The organism is Providencia sp. wls1943 (assembly GCF_009706275.1).
Classification (GTDB): domain Bacteria; phylum Pseudomonadota; class Gammaproteobacteria; order Enterobacterales; family Enterobacteriaceae; genus Providencia; species Providencia zhijiangensis.
On sequence record NZ_WLTU01000007.1, the window covers coordinates 117,848 to 134,572 of the forward strand.

Here is a 16,725-nt window from a genome sequence, read left to right on the forward strand (position 1 = left end):
CTAAGGCTTCACAACATTCGGGCAGCTTTCGCCACGACTGATTTGTTGAATATTACTCAGTGTTGTTAAGCTAATACTTGTTAAAGCTTCTTCGGTTAAAAACGCCTGATGACCAGTAAATAAGACATTATGGCAAGAAGACAATCGGCGGAAGATATCATCTTGAATCACATCATTAGATTTATCTTCAAAGAATAGATCTCTTTCATTCTCATACACATCCATGCCCAATGCACCAATTTTTTGGGATTTAAGTGCATTAATAGCAGCCGCAGAATTGACTAATGCTCCACGGCTGGTATTGATGATCATCACGCCCGATTTCATGCGATTAAATGCATTTTCATCCAGTAAATGGTGGTTCTCCGGTGTTAAAGGGCAGTGCAGAGAAATAACATCGGATTCCCGATACAAGGTATCTAAATCGACATACTCGGCACCCAGATCAAGGACGGCTTGGTTAGGGTATGGGTCATGAGCCAGTAAGCGCATCCCAAAACCTTTTAAAATTCGTAGTGTGGCTTGGCCAATTTTGCCCGTACCAATAATACCCGCAGTACGGTTATGCATATTAAAGCCAGTTAAACCTTCAAGAGAAAAGTTAGCATCTCGAGTACGTTGATACGCACGATGAATACGGCGATTCAAGCATAGCATCATGCCAACAGCATGTTCTGCAACAGCTTCAGGGGAATAAGCAGGGACGCGAACGACTTGAATGCCCAACTCATTGGCGGCATCCAAATCAACATTGTTAAAGCCTGCGCAGCGTAACGCGAGAATATGGACATCGAGAGCCGCGAGCTCTTCCAGCACAGCACGGTTCGCTTCATCATTAACAAAAATGCAGACTGCATCAGCACCGACGGCGTTTTTGGCTGTTTGAACCGTTAATGGAAAATCAAAGTATTCAATATTAAAATTAAACTCTGATTGTTGGTTGACCTGTTCCATATGTTTGCGATCATACTGTTTGGTGCTATAGGAAACAATTTTCATCAGAGGAACTCCATAATTTATAGGAACCAATAAATGACAAGCTGTAGGTAAAACAAACAAACCTACAAAAATATGCATTCAGAATAAGGCAATTAGTGACGTAAATCACCTCTAAATTAAGAAAATATCTTACTGTTTACGTTTGCTCACTATCTTTAACAAAGACAGCCATTTTTAGTGTTAACATAATGCAACTGTTAAGTTTTATTTTTCTTCTTTTACAGAATAGATTGGTTTTAAAGAGTAAAGAAAGTTAAGGAGCAGCGTGAAAATTTGCATTATTGGTATATCGGGAGCAGGAAAAACAACGCTCGCTCAAAAGTTATCGGAAGAATTTAGTCTCCCCGCACATGCTTATGATGAAATTTATTGGGATAAAACCCAAGCAGAATATGTTAAAAATACGCCGGAAACTATGAAGTCGCTGATTTCGGAGATCAAATCTAAAGAAAGCTGGATAATGGAAGGCTCTTATGACAAGCGTTTAGCACCTTTTTTTGCCGATAGTTCATTAATTATTAGGCTCAACATTCCTTATCGAGTTTGCGCGTATCGGATCATTAAACGCTTTTTAATATCGCAATTAAAGGGGGGGCGACCAAAAGAAACCTTCATGAATACGATAGAGCTACTGCATTTCGCTAAGCAATTTGATCAGCGATTGGATGATTTTTTTGCAGCTAATCCGATGTTTGCCGAAAAAGTGAAGGTTGAGCATGATACACAATCATGCTTTCGTGAAATGACAAACCATGCAGCATCGCATAATCACTAAGAACTGACTGAAAATAATAAAGTAACAGAGTGAACGGATAGGGTTAAGTTGTTCATTTCTGCTTTAAAAGATTAGAATATATTTATCTAAATAGAGAAAGTTATTATGGAAATGACCTACATCGCAATGCAAGTCGTCGAACTACTCGTGCCAATGCACCCTTTCACTTTATTTTCATCCATCTCATCAATGATATTCATCGCTGCTTCATGAAGATGATGCTCAGAGAATTTTCATGAAACGGGCAATAAAAATACTGTTTTTCTTATTAGGGGTGAGTGTTGTGCTCCTAATCATATTATGGTCAACATTAACCCGTTGGGCGCCCGTTGTTGCTAAACATTTTTTACCCACACCAGTGACACTGTCACTTTCTGAACCACAACTTGTTAATCATCAAATTAGATTCCCGAGTGTGGGATTAAGTGCAAATAATTGTTCTCTTGCAACACTAACGAATGCCCGAATCTCTTTTTTCCCGATTAGGGCCAAAGTTGATGGGCTTGATGTTAATGCGGAATGTTTGGATGGCATCAAAACGAGTGAGGAGTCACCAAGTTCTCCTATAAACATCACCGAGATACTGGATGCTATCCCTCAATTTTCACTCGTCATTGATAAAATCACACTGCATTCTTGGGAACAGTATCAAGGCAGTTTATGGTTACGCAGTACCGCTGATTTGCCACTTATGTTGAATTATCAAGGGGAAAATGTACGGGTTTCTTCTTTTGTTAATTCGCAAAATCAACTGATTATACAACAATTTTCGGCGATGTTACCTCAGAGTGCATTAGCGTTAGAAGTGGATCAAAATAAGCCACAAGAAGAGCCTCAACATATTGAATTAACAGCGCAATTAGCTTTACCTCTGACGACGGCTCAATTGCCCGAAACGGGAGATATCGAAGCCCAATTTAAGCTTATTGAGTTAAATAAACGCTTAAATACAAAACTGCATTGGCAGCGCGATCAAGGCTTACTGACCGTTACAGATCTTGAGCAGCAACACGAATTATTCCATCTTCCATGGCAGGTTTCATCATCACAAGTGACCGTGACGGATGGGCAATGGCGCTGGGATGATGGAGAAATTCCACTTCATGGTGGAATTGCATTTCAAATTGATAACTGGAATCAAACCCTGAGTGAGTTTGTGGTTTCAGGTCGTTTGAACATGTTGACTGATGCGAAAAAAGGAAAAGCTAACTTAGTCCTTACGCTTGAGCCTAGTCGTATCAATCTCCTCGATGCGGATATTGATTTTAGACTCAACGGTCAAGTGAAATACGATGACATGGTACTGGATATTAATTTGCCAGCGAAAATTGCAGGCCAGTTGGTTTCACCCACCGTCGCATTTATGCCTGGTTCGTTATTGAGAGCCTATGGGCGGGTTTCACCGACGATTCTGTTACGAGAAATACGCTTACCTTTGGCGGGTACCCGGTTAAATGCCGAAGGAATTTCGGGGCGCTTACAAGCAATTTTAAAGGTAAAGGAACAATATTGGGGTGACTTTGATATTCATCTCGATGGCAGTGCGAATAAATTTAATATTGATAAAGGTAAATGGTTCTGGAATTACTGGGGTAATGCTCAACTGCCTGCGTTAGCGGCTCGTTGGGATGTTAAAGGCAACGGGAGTTGGCAAGATACACAATTAACGCTCAATAGCTTAAATACGGGATTTGACCAAATTAAATATGGTTTACTCTCCATGTCTGCTCCACGTCTTAAATTGACATCCCCGTTGGTTTGGCAGCGAGATCACGCAAAAGCGGATTTTTATGGCGCATTACAATTAACCAGTAATCGAATGTTATTTGGTGCAGATAGCTATTTGCCTAAAATTACGGCGAATGCAGAACTTAAAGGTACATCCCCAGCCAGTTTTCAGTTGAAAGGGGATTTAAGTACCCGACAAGTAGGACCTATTGTTATATTTGGACGCTGGGACGGTGAACGTCTGCGTGGTGAAGCACGTTGGCCTGAGCAGTCAGTTAAAGCATTTCAGACATTAATTCCGAAAGACCTAGGTATTGAATTACGTGAAGGTAAACTATTTTCTCAAGCTGCTTTTTCCATGACACCAGAAAATGGTTTTATTGCTGGTGGACATTGGCGAGTGCAAAATACGAGCTTATGGATGAAGGATGGCGAGCTTAATGGTTTGGATTTTGTCTTACCGTGGAAATTGCATAATAGCACCTGGACATTAGGTGAAAAATCACCCGTTGAGTTACGCATTAAGCACGTCTCGAATTTATTTGAATTCACCGATATCAAAGCGGATTTATCAGGAACGTATCCGCCGACTGAGACTCATCCGATCCAGCTTAGCAATGTTGGTTTTAAAATGTTAGGTGGGGAAATCAATCTCGATTTACTGCGCTGGCCACAAAATAAACCGGCAACAATTAGCGTCCATCAAGTGGAGCTTAGCGAGCTATTCACAAAACTAAAAGTTTCACAATTTGCTGTTTCTGGCCGAGTAAATGGTGAGTTGCCATTTTACCTGAATAATCCTGATTGGATTATTAAAGGGGGATGGATGGAAAATAACGGACCTTTGACATTACGTTTAGATACCAATTTTGTGGAGTCTATTGCCAAAGATAATATTTCAGCAGGATCGGCGATTGGATGGCTACAATATCTTGAAATTCAACGCAGTCGTACCGATGTGAATGTCACAAACTTGGGATTGCTCACTATGTCGACTATTCTTGAAGGGTATAACACCAAAGAAGCCAAGAAGCGTGAAGTTCACTTAAATTATCACCATGAAGAGAATATTTTTCAGTTATGGCGCAGTTTACGTTTTGGTACTGGCTTAGAAGAATGGCTCGAAAAGAATATATAGAAGAGAAAAGGACTAACGTGAAAACATTAAAATTGATCATGATGATGGCAATGGCATCGCTATTAACGGCATGTTTACGCGTAGAAGTCGCTACGCCAGATAAGCCAATTAACATCAATATGAATGTTAAGATTGAACATGAAATCCAAATTAAAGCTGACCGACAAGTTGAAGAGTTATTAAAGGAAAACAGCGATCTATTCGGTGAGGTACCTGCAAAATGATGAACTGGTTTAAAGTCGTCACGTTATGTTCCACATTAAGCATATTTTCTGCATTTGCTCTGACGGTGGAAGAAGGTAAAACTCACGGTATGGTGGGGGAAACCTTATCGGGATATTTGGCGGTAATTGACCAAAGTAGTGCAGATGCAAAGCAATTGGTTGAACATATCAATGCGGAAAGGAAAAATCGATATACAGAAATTGCTGATAAAAATGGGCTTAAAACCAATGATGTCGCAAGAATGGCTGGGCAGAAATTGGTTGAACGGGCGCCGACGGGAGAATATGTACGCGGTATTAATGGGCAATGGATGCAGAAAAAATAAAATGCGCACGAAAACTAACATAGTGCGCACTATTTAACGAGGCCTACTGCTAAGCAATCAGTGAATCAATATGGTTTTTCGCATGTGATTGCGCTTTCTCTGCGGATTCAGCGCTTAATGCAGTACCTTCTGCGAAAACAAATTCAATATCTGTAATACCAATAAAATTCAAAAATAGGGTGATGTAAGGCACCATGATATCCGTTGGTGTATCTTTATAAATCCCGCCTCGGCTTGTCAGAACATATGCACGCTTATTGGTTAACAAACCCACAGAACCTTGCTCGGTATATTTAAAGGTATGCCCTGAACGGGCGATAAAATCAAAGTAATGTTTCAACTGAGACGGCACGGAAAAGTTGTACATTGGTGCGGTGATCACCAGAACATCACTTTGTTTAATCTCATCAATGAGCTGATTGGATAGGTCTAAATGTGCTTGTTGCTGTGCGGTTTTAGTGTCAGTAGGTGCAAAAGCTGCTAAAATTTCGCCATCAATCGCAGGGATAGGCTGGTTAACTAAATCTCGAACTATAAATTCATCATCGGGATTTTTTTCTTGCCACTGTTGTACAAAATAATCAGCCATTTTATTGCTGTGTGAATAATCTGCCAAAATGCTTGATTTCAATAGTAGTACTTTACTCATTATTTTCCTCGAAACTCATGTGTCTATCTCATCAGATAATGATGATACTCGGTATATGGCAGATTAATAGGAAGAAATTTAGAAGCCATACTTCAAAAAAACTGATGGTATTTGTATGAGATAACTAAAATCATAAAACAAACCTAAATATTATCTTTAGCCACCACATGATTATAGGTTGATGAGTGGCGTTATAATGAATTGAAAAATAAGGATTTAAGAATGGATCCCATTCTATCAGCATTACATGCTGACATTGAACAAACATCACTGCGTGATCAGTGGCAATTGAAGAAGCGCCTTCACGGTATTGCAAAAATACAAGATCAAAAATCCCGTATGGCAGTTATCGATGTCATCAAAGGGGATATTGAAAAGGCAAAACAGAAGGTTGAGAAAAAACGCCTGAATATGCCGAAAATTGTTTACCCTGAAAACTTACCCGTTAGCCAAAGGAAACAAGCTATTTTTGATGCGATTAATCAGCATCAAGTAGTGATCATCGCGGGTGAAACGGGATCAGGTAAAACCACGCAGATCCCTAAGATTTGCTTAGAGCTTGGCCGTGGCGTGAAGGGCTTTATTGGTCATACTCAGCCAAGGCGATTAGCGGCTCGCTCAGTAGCTTCACGCCTTGCACAAGAATTAGAGTGCGAATTAGGAACCAATGTCGGTTATAAAGTTCGCTTTAGTGACCAAGTGAGTGATACCACCCAAGTTAAATTAATGACGGATGGTATTTTGCTGGCAGAATTGCAAAATGATAAATTGCTGCTGCAATACGACACAATCATTATCGATGAAGCCCATGAACGCAGTTTAAATATTGATTTTATTTTAGGGTATTTACGGCAATTATTGCCTAAGCGACCTGATTTAAAAGTCATTATTACATCAGCGACGATTGATCCAGAACGATTCTCTCGACACTTTGGTCATGCGCCAATTGTTGAAGTTTCAGGGCGGACATACCCGGTTGAAGTGCGTTATCGCCCAATTATGGGGGATGATAATGACAGTGAACGCGACCAAATTGACGGTATCATCGATGCGGTTAATGAGTTAGGACGCGAAAGTGCCGGCGATATTCTGATTTTTATGAGTGGTGAGCGTGAAATTCGTGATACCGCCGATGCGCTATCCAAGCTACAACTGCGTCATACGGAAGTCCTACCGCTATTTGCTCGGTTATCTAACAGTGAGCAAAACCGAATTTTCCATCCTCATGGTGGCCGCCGAATTATCCTTGCCACTAACGTAGCAGAAACTTCGCTGACGGTTCCGGGGATCAAGTATGTGATTGATACGGGTTATGCGCGTATCAGCCGTTATAGTTATCGCACCAAGGTACAACGCTTACCTGTGGAAGCGATTTCGCAAGCCTCTGCTAATCAGCGTAAAGGGCGCTGTGGTCGTGTTTCGGACGGTATCTGTATCCGCTTGTATTCTGAAGAAGATTTCTTATCTCGACCGGAGTTTACCGATCCTGAAATCCTGAGAACCAACTTGGCGTCGGTCATTTTACAGATGACCTCAATCGGGCTTGGGGATATCGCGGCATTTCCATTCGTTGAAGCACCGGATAAGCGCAATATTCAAGATGGTGTCAAATTACTGGAAGAGCTTGGTGGGATCCAACCTCATAAAGATGCAGATAAAGGTTATCGATTAACCGATATCGGACGCCAGTTAGCACAATTACCCGTTGACCCGCGTTTAGCGCGAATGGTGATTGAAGCCAGAAAGTATGGCGCGGTACGCGAAACAATGGTGATCGTTTCGGCATTATCGATTCAAGACCCCCGAGAAAGACCGCTGGATAAGCAGCAAGCTTCTGATGAAAAACATCGACGTTTCCATGATAAGCAATCGGATTTTCTGGCATTTTTAAATCTGTGGGACTATTTAAAGCAACAGCAAGAGGAATTATCTAACGCACAATTTAGAAAAATGTGTCGTCAGGATTTCCTTAACTATTTGCGAATTCGCGAGTGGCAAGATCTCTACACTCAGTTACGCCAAGTCGTGAAAGAGCAAGGGTTTGCAATCAACAGTGCACCGGCAGATTTTCGCAGTATTCATGTCTCGCTATTGGCAGGATTGCTCTCGCATATCGGCCAGAAAGATGCTGAAAAACACGAGTTTACGGGAGCGAGGAATGCACGATTTACTATATTCCCAGGCTCAGGTTTATTCAAAAAACCACCGAAGTGGGCAATGGTCGCTGAACTGGTTGAAACATCAAAGTTGTGGGGTCGGATTGCGGCTTCCATTGATCCTGAATGGATTGAACCGCTAGCTGAACATTTGGTAAAACACCACTATAGCGAGCCCCATTGGTCAAAATCAGAAGGTGCTGTGACAGCATCGGAAAAAGTAACTTTATATGGGTTGCCGATTGTTGCTTCACGCCAAGTTAATTATGGTTCGATTGATCCATTATTATGTCGTGAATTATTTATCCGTCATGCGCTGGTGGAAGGCGACTGGAATACCCGTCACGCTTTCTTTCGAGCTAACCTAAAACTGTTATCAGAAGTGGAAGATTTGGAACACAAATCACGCCGTCGTGACATTTTAGTGGATGATGAAACGTTATTTGCGTTTTATGACCAGCGTATCCCGAATGATGTGATTTCCTCTCGCCATTTTGATAAATGGTGGAAAACCGCATCAAAACAGCAACCTGATTTGCTCAGTTTTGAAAAAAACATGCTGATCAAAGAAGATGCAGGGAATGTCTCGGCGCTTGATTACCCGAATTATTGGTACCAAGGCGATCTCAAATTCCGTTTAAGCTACCAGTTTGAACCCGGCACTGACGCTGATGGCGTCACCGTTCATATCCCATTAGCCATTTTGAATCAGGTACAAAATGTGGGCTTTGACTGGCAAGTACCGGGTTTACGCCACGAATTAATCGTTGCATTAATCAAATCATTGCCTAAACCTATTCGTCGGAACTTTGTGCCTGTGCCAAATTATGCTTCTGCATTTTTGGAGCGAGTTCCAACTCCTGAAGGTAGTGTATTAGATAAGCTAGAACGTGAACTGCGTCGAATGACGGGAGTAACGGTAGAGCGAGAGGCTTGGCAATTAGACCAACTTCCAGTGCATTTAAAAATGACCTATCGAGTGGTGAATGACAAAAATAAAACCATCGCGGAAGGGCAAGATCTGGATGCCTTAAAAGATAGCCTTAAGGAAAAAGTGCAAGAAACACTGTCTGAAGTTGTGGATGATGGAATTGAACAAAGTGGCTTGCATATTTGGAGTTTCGGCGAGTTACCACAACGTTATGAACAAAAACGCGGAGGATATTCAGTTAAAGCTTATCCTGCATTAGTGGATGAAAAGAACAGTGTAGGGATCCGTGTTTTTGAAACTGAATTCGAGCAACAGCAAGCAATGTGGGGCGGAATTCGTCGATTATTACTGTTAAATATTCCTTCGCCTATCAAATACTTGCATGAAAAGCTACCGAATAAATCCAAATTGGGGCTCTATTTTAACCCTTATGGTAAGGTGCTTGAGCTTATTGATGATTGTATCGCGTGCGGTATTGATCAGCTGATTGCAACCTATGGCGGTGCGGTGTGGACAGAAGAGCAATTCGAATCATTAAAAGAGTACGCGAGAGCAGAATTGAATGATGTGGTTGTGAATATCGCTAAGCAAGTTGAACAGATCTTAACGGCGGTGTTTGCTATCAATAAACGATTGAAAGGTCGCGTTGATTTTTCGATGGCGCTCGCATTGTCTGATCTCAAAGCGCAAATGTCTGGGTTGGTATTTAAAGGTTTTGTGACAGAGCAGGGCTGGAAGCGATTACCGGATATTTTGCGCTACTTAAACGGTATTGAACGCCGATTAGAAAAGTTAGCCATCGATCCAAATCGTGACCGCGCTCAGATGAGCAAAGTTGAACACGTTCAAACCATGTGGCAGCAGTGGGTGAGTAAACTAACGCCACTGCAAAAGCAGTTACCAGAAGTACAGGAAGTTCGCTGGATGATTGAAGAGTTGCGAGTGAGTTTGTTTGCTCAACAACTCGGGACACCATATCCGATTTCGGATAAACGGATAATTCAAACCATGGAAAGTTTAACGCAGCAACTGTAGTTTGGGGTTAATGATAGTGTTAGGCTGATGATAATTTATTGGCTAATAAGATAATTAATGCGCGATGTGGCAACTGTACCACTCGCGTATTTTTTTTGTGAGATTGATTGCGGGTAAGCTTTACTACTTATATTTAACTCTTTTTTAGTTACAACATACTAATGAGTTTGTACTATTTCTGCATTAGCAACTGAGTTGTCCGCAATATATTTAGCAAGCTAGCGCTGTTTGGGATTTATCGCTCAATAGCTTGTTCTATTTGCTGCTGAGTTGCTAATTTAAATTGAGAGCCTTCGATACGATCTTGCGCTTTAATTTGAGGTAATTTTTGCTGAAAGGGACTTGGTGGCTGAGTAGGGAATGATTGGGTTACAGTGGCTATATTTTGTGCCATTGAATGTGCCGTTTCTGACGATAATTGAATGAAAGCAGGGAGATCAGCAAATGTGACTGTACGCAGTGAGGTTACGTGCATTTGAGTTTCCTTATTGGTGAATAGTCATTCAAAAACTACATCACAAAAAAGAATGAAAATTGTAAAAAACGTGGGGGTTGAGCAGGGGGAAATAAAGATAATAAAAAACGAGCTAAATTCAATGGGTTAAATTTAGCTCATTAATAAAGAGTGGATTACGCTAACAGGGAATATAAAGCTGGTACTGAGGCTATCGCAATCCCAAATGCTAAAATTTTCTCAATTAACTTCAATGGCGCTTTTGCTGTTTGTTGTGAACGAGCATACAGAAAAATAATGATCCCTGGTGCATAAAGTACCACAGAGAGCATCAAGTTAATCAATCCTGACGCGTACAATAGCCATAATCCATAGACAGCGGCAACAAAACCAACCGCGAGCAGGGCTTTGCTATGGCGTTGATAAGCAACTTTTACTAAGAAGGCACCGACTAAAAAGTAAGGAACCAAAATCATCTCTGAAGCGATAGTCAGCAGGGTATTGTAATTACTGCCACTTAACCAAATCAGCACTAAAGATAATTGAACTGCACCATTGGTGAACCATAACGAAGAAGATGGCGCATCATTCTTATTTAATTTATTGAAAATTTTAGGAAATGATTGGTATTGTGCGGCAATATACGGAACTTCAGCCGCCATAATTGTCCAGCTCAAATAGGCACCACAAACAGAGATAATCAAACCAGCTGCAATAATGATGTCACCACTAGAGCCAATTAAAGAAACCATTAATGTTGCCATCGACGGGTTTTTAATCTCAGCCAGATCGGCTCTAGGCATGATCCCAAGTGATAAAAGCGTGACAAGAATGTAGATAATTAATGCGGAGCTTACCGCAAAAATAGTGGCTAGACCGACATCTCGGCGGTTTTTCGCGCGAGCGGAGACGACGACAGCACCTTCAATACCAATAAAGACCCACAAAGTAATCAGCATGGTGTCTTTAACTTGCTCCCAAACGGGAATACCAAGGTCAATGCCGCTAAAATCGGCATCAAAAATATCGAGCTTGAAGGCAAAGAATGCGAGTACGATAAATAACCCAAGAGGGACTAATTTAGCCATCGTGGCGAGCTTGTTGATCCCCGCAGCCGTTTGCACACCGCGAAGAACTAAATAATGCACAACCCACAGTAAGATAGATTCACCGATTAGAGCTTGCCAAGTATTTCCATCGCCAAACACAATGTTATCCGGCGTGTCAGTAAAGAAGCTGATCGCAGCAAAAACAATGACTAAATAAGAAACGTTGGCGACAACAGCACACAACCAATAGCCCCATGCAGAGCAAAAACCAATAAACTCACCGAATCCTACTTTTGCATAAGTAAATATTCCACCATCCAGATCAGGACGAATTCTGGAAAGGAATAAAAGAGAGAATGCAAGAAATAAGATCCCGACGCCCGTGATGGACCAGCCGATAATTAATGCTAATGGGCTTGCCACTTCAGCCATATTCTGCGGAAGGCTAAATACACCAGCACCAACCATTGAGCTAAGAACTAGCGCGGTGAGTGCAGTAAGGCTTAATGTATTTTTCAATGTATATCCTGGTTGTTGTGCAATCAAAAGTTAAAATCACGTTAAGATAGCAATGCTATAAATGGATTCACTGTCACAGCTTTTAAATCCAGTTGGATCGCCTGCTAAATTAGAGTGTGGATTCTACGAATGAAATGCGACAGATGCAATGGGAAAATATGCACAGAACAAGATGTTTTATTCACTTTCGTTGTTTATGGCAAATAGGCACACATTTTATAAACTGCTCACTCGAGGTTATAAAAAAGTATGGCAGCGCAAACAAAAAAAGCCAGCTTGATATTTAAGCTGGCTTTCATAACAAAACAGAGCTATCTAATTATTTGAACAGGTCTGCACTGATGGTGACGCTGCCACCATTCGACTGCCATTCACGAGTGATATGGTAGTATTTTGCACCTTTAGCTTCTGCACGCTTGGCGATTTGATAACGAACTTCTGGGGTATTGGTGTAATAACCGGAGAAGGTAATAGAATCAAATGGAACCATCATGGCTGCGGCTGTTTTGTTCACTTCTTCAATAACATAGCCACTTGGTAATGTCACGCTAGTACGACCTGGTTGACTTGAGGAAGTTTCGAAGAAACGGCCAACAGCTTCGGTTGGTTCTTCAGAACTTGCAACGCCCGGGATCAGAACTTTATCAGCAGCTTCACCACCTTGCGCTAACAGCGCACGACCCGCTTCTGAATCAGCAGGAACAACCGCTTCTTCTTTTTGAATTTGGCGCTTAGGTGCATCTTTCTTATAGATATATGCGGTTGCTAAAGTATTACCACCGTCATTCATGGCTACGTTACGAACCACATAAAATGAGGCTGCATCTTTTTCTTTGGCTTTTTTCGCAATTGCTTCGTATAAGTCAGGTTCAGATGGGTAGAAACCACTTACTGTGACAGCATCAAAAGGCTGATACACTTTTGCGTCCGCTTTAGACATTTCTTCAACGCCACCGAAAACTCGGCGAGCAGATTCTTCACGTTTTGATGCATCTTTTGCGTACACATCAGCAACAACACGCATGTTGCCACTGTCACCTATATCATCAAGGCTTTGAATGTAAAAGGCATAAGCCCCCATCTTATCAGCCCTACGGGAAACTGCATCGGATGCTTCATAGATAGCATTAAAACGCCCAGTGACGGTTATACGCTCATAAGGTTGTAATTCAGTAGCCTGTTTTGGCGTTAATTCAACAGCCGCCTGTGTAGCGGTTATACTAGTTAATGATAGCACCGCGGCTGCGATGACCGTAGTTTTCAGCTTCATACAAAATCCTTCCGCCTTGCGCAATTTATTATAAACATGCTGAATAAATAGTGGTAACACATGGCGGTGATTATTACACGTAACTGCCCATGTTGTCGCACTATTTTATTTTAATAAGACACAAATAATGATTGACTAGTCAAATTTACCAGTTTTTTTAAAGTATCCAGTATTTTATTGACCTAAAACTAAGATTTCCACGGTGAATTCCATTTACTGTCTTAGAATCGTGATCAATTATGGATCAATAAGGCTAATTTCAGTAGGTTATTAGGACATTTTACAGCTGTTCAACGACAAAATAGGACTTTTCCTTTTGATAAGGCAGTCATTTTTTTGGCGAATAACCTACAACATAGATTACTTCGAGCTTTGAAAAGGGAATATTATGCGAATTGGTATACCAAGAGAACGACTTGCCAATGAAGCGCGTGTTGCCGCGACACCATCAACAATTACCCAATTGTTAAAATTGGGTTTTTCGGTGTGTGTCGAGCAAAATGCGGGACATTTAGCAAGTTTTGATGATGCAGCTTATGAGCAAGCTGGTGCAGAAATTGTCGACCGTGAGAGCGCATTTTCTGCAGATATTGTGTTTAAAGTGAATGCACCATTGTCGGACGAAATACCTTTATTAAAAGAAGGGGCGACTTTAGTCAGCTTTATTTGGCCGGCGCAGAATCCTGAGTTAATGGAGGCACTAAAAGCCCGTAATATCAACGTAATGGCCATGGATGCAGTGCCGCGTATTTCTCGGGCACAATCACTCGATGCATTAAGTTCAATGGCAAATATCGCCGGTTACCGCGCGATTGTGGAAGCCGCTCATGAATTTGGGCGATTCTTCACCGGTCAAATTACTGCTGCAGGTAAAGTACCGCCAGCAAAAGTGATGATCATCGGTGCGGGTGTGGCGGGCCTGGCTGCGATCGGTGCGGCAGGTAGCTTAGGCGCGATTGTTCGAGCATTTGATACCCGCCCAGAAGTGAAAGAGCAAGTTCAAAGTATGGGTGCCGAGTTCCTCGAATTGGATTTTAAAGAGGATGCAGGTAGCGGTGATGGTTACGCGAAAGTGATGTCTGAAGCCTTTATTAAGGCAGAAATGGCGCTATTTGCTGCGCAAGCAAAAGACGTGGATATTATTGTAACGACAGCGCTTATTCCGGGTAAACCAGCACCGAAATTGATCACCAAAGAGATGGTTGAATCAATGAAGCCGGGCAGTGTGGTGGTTGACCTTGCCGCACAAACGGGTGGTAACTGCGAGTTGACTCAAGCGGATAAATTAGTTGTCACTGAGAATGGTGTCAAAATCATTGGTTACACCGATTTACCAAGCCGTTTACCAACGCAATCGTCTCAGCTATATGGGACCAACCTTGTTAACTTGATGAAGCTGTTGTGCAAAGAAAAAGATGGCGAAATCACGATTGATTTTGATGATTTAGTCATTCGCGGCGTTACTGTTATCAAGCAAGGTGAAATTACTTGGCCAGCACCGCCAATTCAAGTTTCAGCTCAGCCACAAGCGAAGCCGAAAGCCGTTGAAAAGGTGAAAGCGCCAGAGAAAAAAATGTCACCGGTAACCAAGATGGCACTGATGGCACTGGCTATCATCCTGTTTGGATGGTTCGCCAACTCAGCTCCAGCTGAGTTTTTATCGCACTTTACCGTCTTTGCGCTGGCTTGTGTGGTGGGATACTACGTGGTGTGGAACGTCACCCATGCGCTGCATACCCCGTTGATGTCGGTCACTAACGCCATCTCAGGGATTATTGTTGTTGGTGCATTGCTGCAAATTGGCAGTGGTGGCTGGGTAAGTTTCTTATCCTTTATTGCGATCTTGATCGCAAGCATCAATATTTTCGGTGGGTTCACAGTAACTCAACGCATGTTAAAAATGTTTCGTAAGGGATAAGGGGTAACTTATGTTGTCAAGTGGAGTTGTGACAGCAGCCTACATCGTTGCTGCTATCCTATTTATTTTCAGCCTCGCGGGGCTATCTCGCCATGAAAGTTCTCAACGCGGGAACACATACGGCATTATCGGTATGGGGATTGCCCTGATTGCCACCATTTTGGGGCCTCATAGCGCCAATGTGGGTTGGATGATTGTGGCAATGGTGATCGGTGCCGTGATTGGTATTCGTTTAGCCAAAAAAGTTGAAATGACCGAAATGCCTGAGCTGGTTGCTATTTTGCACAGTTTTGTGGGTTTAGCTGCGGTACTTGTGGGCTTCAACAGCTTTATTGCAAGTGAAGGTCACGCCAGCAGCGTGATGGAAAATATTCATTTAACGGAAGTTTTCTTGGGTATTTTTATCGGTGCGGTCACGTTTACAGGCTCAATTGTGGCTTATGGCAAACTGTCAGGAAAAATGTCATCTAAGCCGATGATGTTACCAAATCGCCATAAATTAAACCTTGCGGCCTTAGTCGTTTCATTTATTTTGCTGGTTATTTTCGTTAAAACTGACAGCGTTGGCCTGCAAGTTTTCGTGATGCTAATCATGACTGCGATTGCATTAGCCTTCGGTTGGCATTTAGTTGCCTCTATCGGCGGTGCAGATATGCCAGTGGTGGTTTCCATGCTGAACTCATATTCAGGATGGGCAGCGGCAGCGGCAGGTTTTATGCTCAGTAATGACTTACTGATCGTAACAGGGGCTTTAGTTGGTTCATCGGGTGCTATCCTTTCTTATATTATGTGTAAAGCGATGAACCGTTCGTTTATCAGTGTTATTGCTGGCGGGTTTGGTACTGATGGTTCATCAACTGGCTCTGAAGAAGAGATGGGCGAATACCGCGAAACCACAGCAGAAGAAGTCGCTGAAATGTTGAAAAACTCAACCTCAGTGATCATCACTCCAGGCTATGGTTTGGCGGTGGCTCAAGCGCAGTATCCGGTGCATGATATTACGGCAAAACTGCGTGAGCGTGGCATCAATGTTCGCTTCGGTATTCACCCAGTTGCAGGGCGCTTACCGGGGCACATGAACGTACTGTTAGCAGAAGCGAAAGTTCCTTATGACATCGTATTAGAAATGGATGAAATCAATGATGATTTCGCCGAAACAGATACGGTGCTGGTTATCGGTGCGAATGATACCGTGAATCCAGCGGCGCAAGAAGATCCAAACAGTCCAATTGCGGGTATGCCTGTGTTAGAAGTTTGGAAAGCGAATAATGTCGTTGTGTTTAAACGCTCAATGAATACAGGGTATGCAGGAGTACAAAACCCACTGTTCTTTAAAGAAAACACTCAAATGTTATTTGGTGATGCGAAAGCCAGCGTGGATGCAATTTTAAAAGCGCTGTAATTACTTATCATTGACGATATAAAATAAAACGCCCTGAATTCAGGGCGTTTTTATATCTGAATATTTTCTTTTTTATTATTAATTGAATTATGAGTAATTGTGAATGATCACTAAGAAGATAATGGTAAAAAGCTCACAAATATACCCATTTA

Annotated in this window: 12 protein-coding genes; 7 read left to right on the forward strand and 5 right to left on the reverse strand. The window is 42.0% G+C overall.

Annotated elements, in window-relative coordinates; genetic code table 11:
- Positions 1-999, reverse strand: a complete 999-nt coding sequence (locus GKR48_RS02670) for a 2-hydroxyacid dehydrogenase (RefSeq protein ID WP_154626802.1) — start codon at positions 997-999, stop codon at positions 1-3.
- A 265-nt stretch (positions 1,000-1,264) separates the two neighbouring features.
- Here GKR48_RS02670 and GKR48_RS17840 point away from each other — a divergent pair, with 265 nt between their 5' ends.
- The 4 genes from GKR48_RS17840 (at position 1,265) to GKR48_RS02690 (ending at position 5,190) form a co-directional block, all read left to right on the forward strand.
- On the forward strand, positions 1,265-1,774 hold the full coding sequence (locus GKR48_RS17840; RefSeq protein WP_230088572.1) for an AAA family ATPase: 510 nt from the start codon (positions 1,265-1,267) through the stop codon (positions 1,772-1,774).
- 235 nt (positions 1,775-2,009) lie between these two features.
- The gene (locus tag GKR48_RS02680; protein ID WP_154626805.1) at positions 2,010-4,640 is read left to right on the forward strand and encodes a YdbH family protein; all 2,631 of its coding nucleotides are present in this window, start codon (positions 2,010-2,012) and stop codon (positions 4,638-4,640) included.
- Between the two features lie 38 nt (positions 4,641-4,678).
- Entirely contained in the window at positions 4,679-4,864 is a 186-nt protein-coding gene (locus tag GKR48_RS02685; protein WP_036948339.1) for a YnbE family lipoprotein, read from the forward strand.
- On the forward strand, positions 4,861-5,190 hold the full coding sequence (locus tag GKR48_RS02690) for a YdbL family protein (protein ID WP_154603867.1): 330 nt from the start codon (positions 4,861-4,863) through the stop codon (positions 5,188-5,190). The genes GKR48_RS02685 and GKR48_RS02690 overlap by 4 nt, the downstream gene beginning before the upstream one ends.
- Before the next feature lie 49 nt (positions 5,191-5,239).
- On the opposite strand, the gene GKR48_RS02695 is transcribed toward GKR48_RS02690, so the two are convergent.
- Positions 5,240-5,839, reverse strand: coding sequence for an FMN-dependent NADH-azoreductase (locus tag GKR48_RS02695; protein ID WP_154626811.1), 600 nt, complete (start codon positions 5,837-5,839; stop codon positions 5,240-5,242).
- Positions 5,840-6,061: 222 nt separating this feature from the next.
- On the opposite strand from GKR48_RS02695, the gene hrpA reads away from it, so the two are divergent.
- Entirely contained in the window at positions 6,062-9,961 is a 3,900-nt protein-coding gene (hrpA, locus tag GKR48_RS02700; RefSeq protein ID WP_154626814.1) for an ATP-dependent RNA helicase HrpA, read from the forward strand.
- Between the two features lie 235 nt (positions 9,962-10,196).
- Here the strand turns inward: hrpA and GKR48_RS02705 are convergent, their stop codons facing one another.
- From GKR48_RS02705 to ydgH, 3 genes are all read right to left on the reverse strand, one after another.
- Positions 10,197-10,436: a hypothetical protein gene (locus GKR48_RS02705; protein WP_154626817.1), complete on the reverse strand. Its 240-nt coding sequence runs from the start codon at positions 10,434-10,436 to the stop codon at positions 10,197-10,199.
- Positions 10,437-10,591: 155 nt separating this feature from the next.
- Entirely contained in the window at positions 10,592-11,983 is a 1,392-nt protein-coding gene (locus tag GKR48_RS02710; RefSeq protein WP_154626820.1) for an amino acid permease, read from the reverse strand.
- A gap of 319 nt (positions 11,984-12,302) precedes the next feature.
- Positions 12,303-13,253 carry a DUF1471 family protein YdgH gene (gene ydgH, locus GKR48_RS02715; RefSeq protein ID WP_036948148.1) on the reverse strand — a complete coding sequence of 317 codons (951 nt, stop codon included), beginning with the start codon at positions 13,251-13,253 and terminating at the stop codon, positions 12,303-12,305.
- Positions 13,254-13,641: 388 nt separating this feature from the next.
- On the opposite strand from ydgH, the gene pntA reads away from it, so the two are divergent.
- Both pntA and pntB read left to right on the forward strand, forming a co-directional pair.
- Positions 13,642-15,171 carry a Re/Si-specific NAD(P)(+) transhydrogenase subunit alpha gene (pntA, locus tag GKR48_RS02720; protein ID WP_154626822.1) on the forward strand — a complete coding sequence of 510 codons (1,530 nt, stop codon included), beginning with the start codon at positions 13,642-13,644 and terminating at the stop codon, positions 15,169-15,171.
- Between the two features lie 13 nt (positions 15,172-15,184).
- Entirely contained in the window at positions 15,185-16,573 is a 1,389-nt protein-coding gene (pntB, locus tag GKR48_RS02725; RefSeq protein WP_036948336.1) for a Re/Si-specific NAD(P)(+) transhydrogenase subunit beta, read from the forward strand.
- The last annotated feature ends 152 nt before the right edge of the window (positions 16,574-16,725 follow it).

Excerpts from the sequence above, each read along its gene's own strand:
- GKR48_RS02670 (WP_154626802.1), bottom strand. The coding sequence starts at position 999 with ATGAAAATTGTTTCCTATAGCACCAAACAGTATGATCGCAAACATATG.
- GKR48_RS02680 (WP_154626805.1), top strand. The coding sequence starts at position 2,010 with ATGAAACGGGCAATAAAAATACTGTTTTTCTTATTAGGGGTGAGTGTT.
- GKR48_RS02685 (WP_036948339.1), top strand. The coding sequence starts at position 4,679 with ATGATGATGGCAATGGCATCGCTATTAACGGCATGTTTACGCGTAGAA.
- GKR48_RS02690 (WP_154603867.1), top strand. The coding sequence starts at position 4,861 with ATGATGAACTGGTTTAAAGTCGTCACGTTATGTTCCACATTAAGCATA.
- GKR48_RS02695 (WP_154626811.1), bottom strand. The coding sequence starts at position 5,839 with ATGAGTAAAGTACTACTATTGAAATCAAGCATTTTGGCAGATTATTCA.
- hrpA (WP_154626814.1), top strand. The coding sequence starts at position 6,062 with ATGGATCCCATTCTATCAGCATTACATGCTGACATTGAACAAACATCA.
- GKR48_RS02705 (WP_154626817.1), bottom strand. The coding sequence starts at position 10,436 with ATGCACGTAACCTCACTGCGTACAGTCACATTTGCTGATCTCCCTGCT.
- ydgH (WP_036948148.1), bottom strand. The coding sequence starts at position 13,253 with ATGAAGCTGAAAACTACGGTCATCGCAGCCGCGGTGCTATCATTAACT.
- pntA (WP_154626822.1), top strand. The coding sequence starts at position 13,642 with ATGCGAATTGGTATACCAAGAGAACGACTTGCCAATGAAGCGCGTGTT.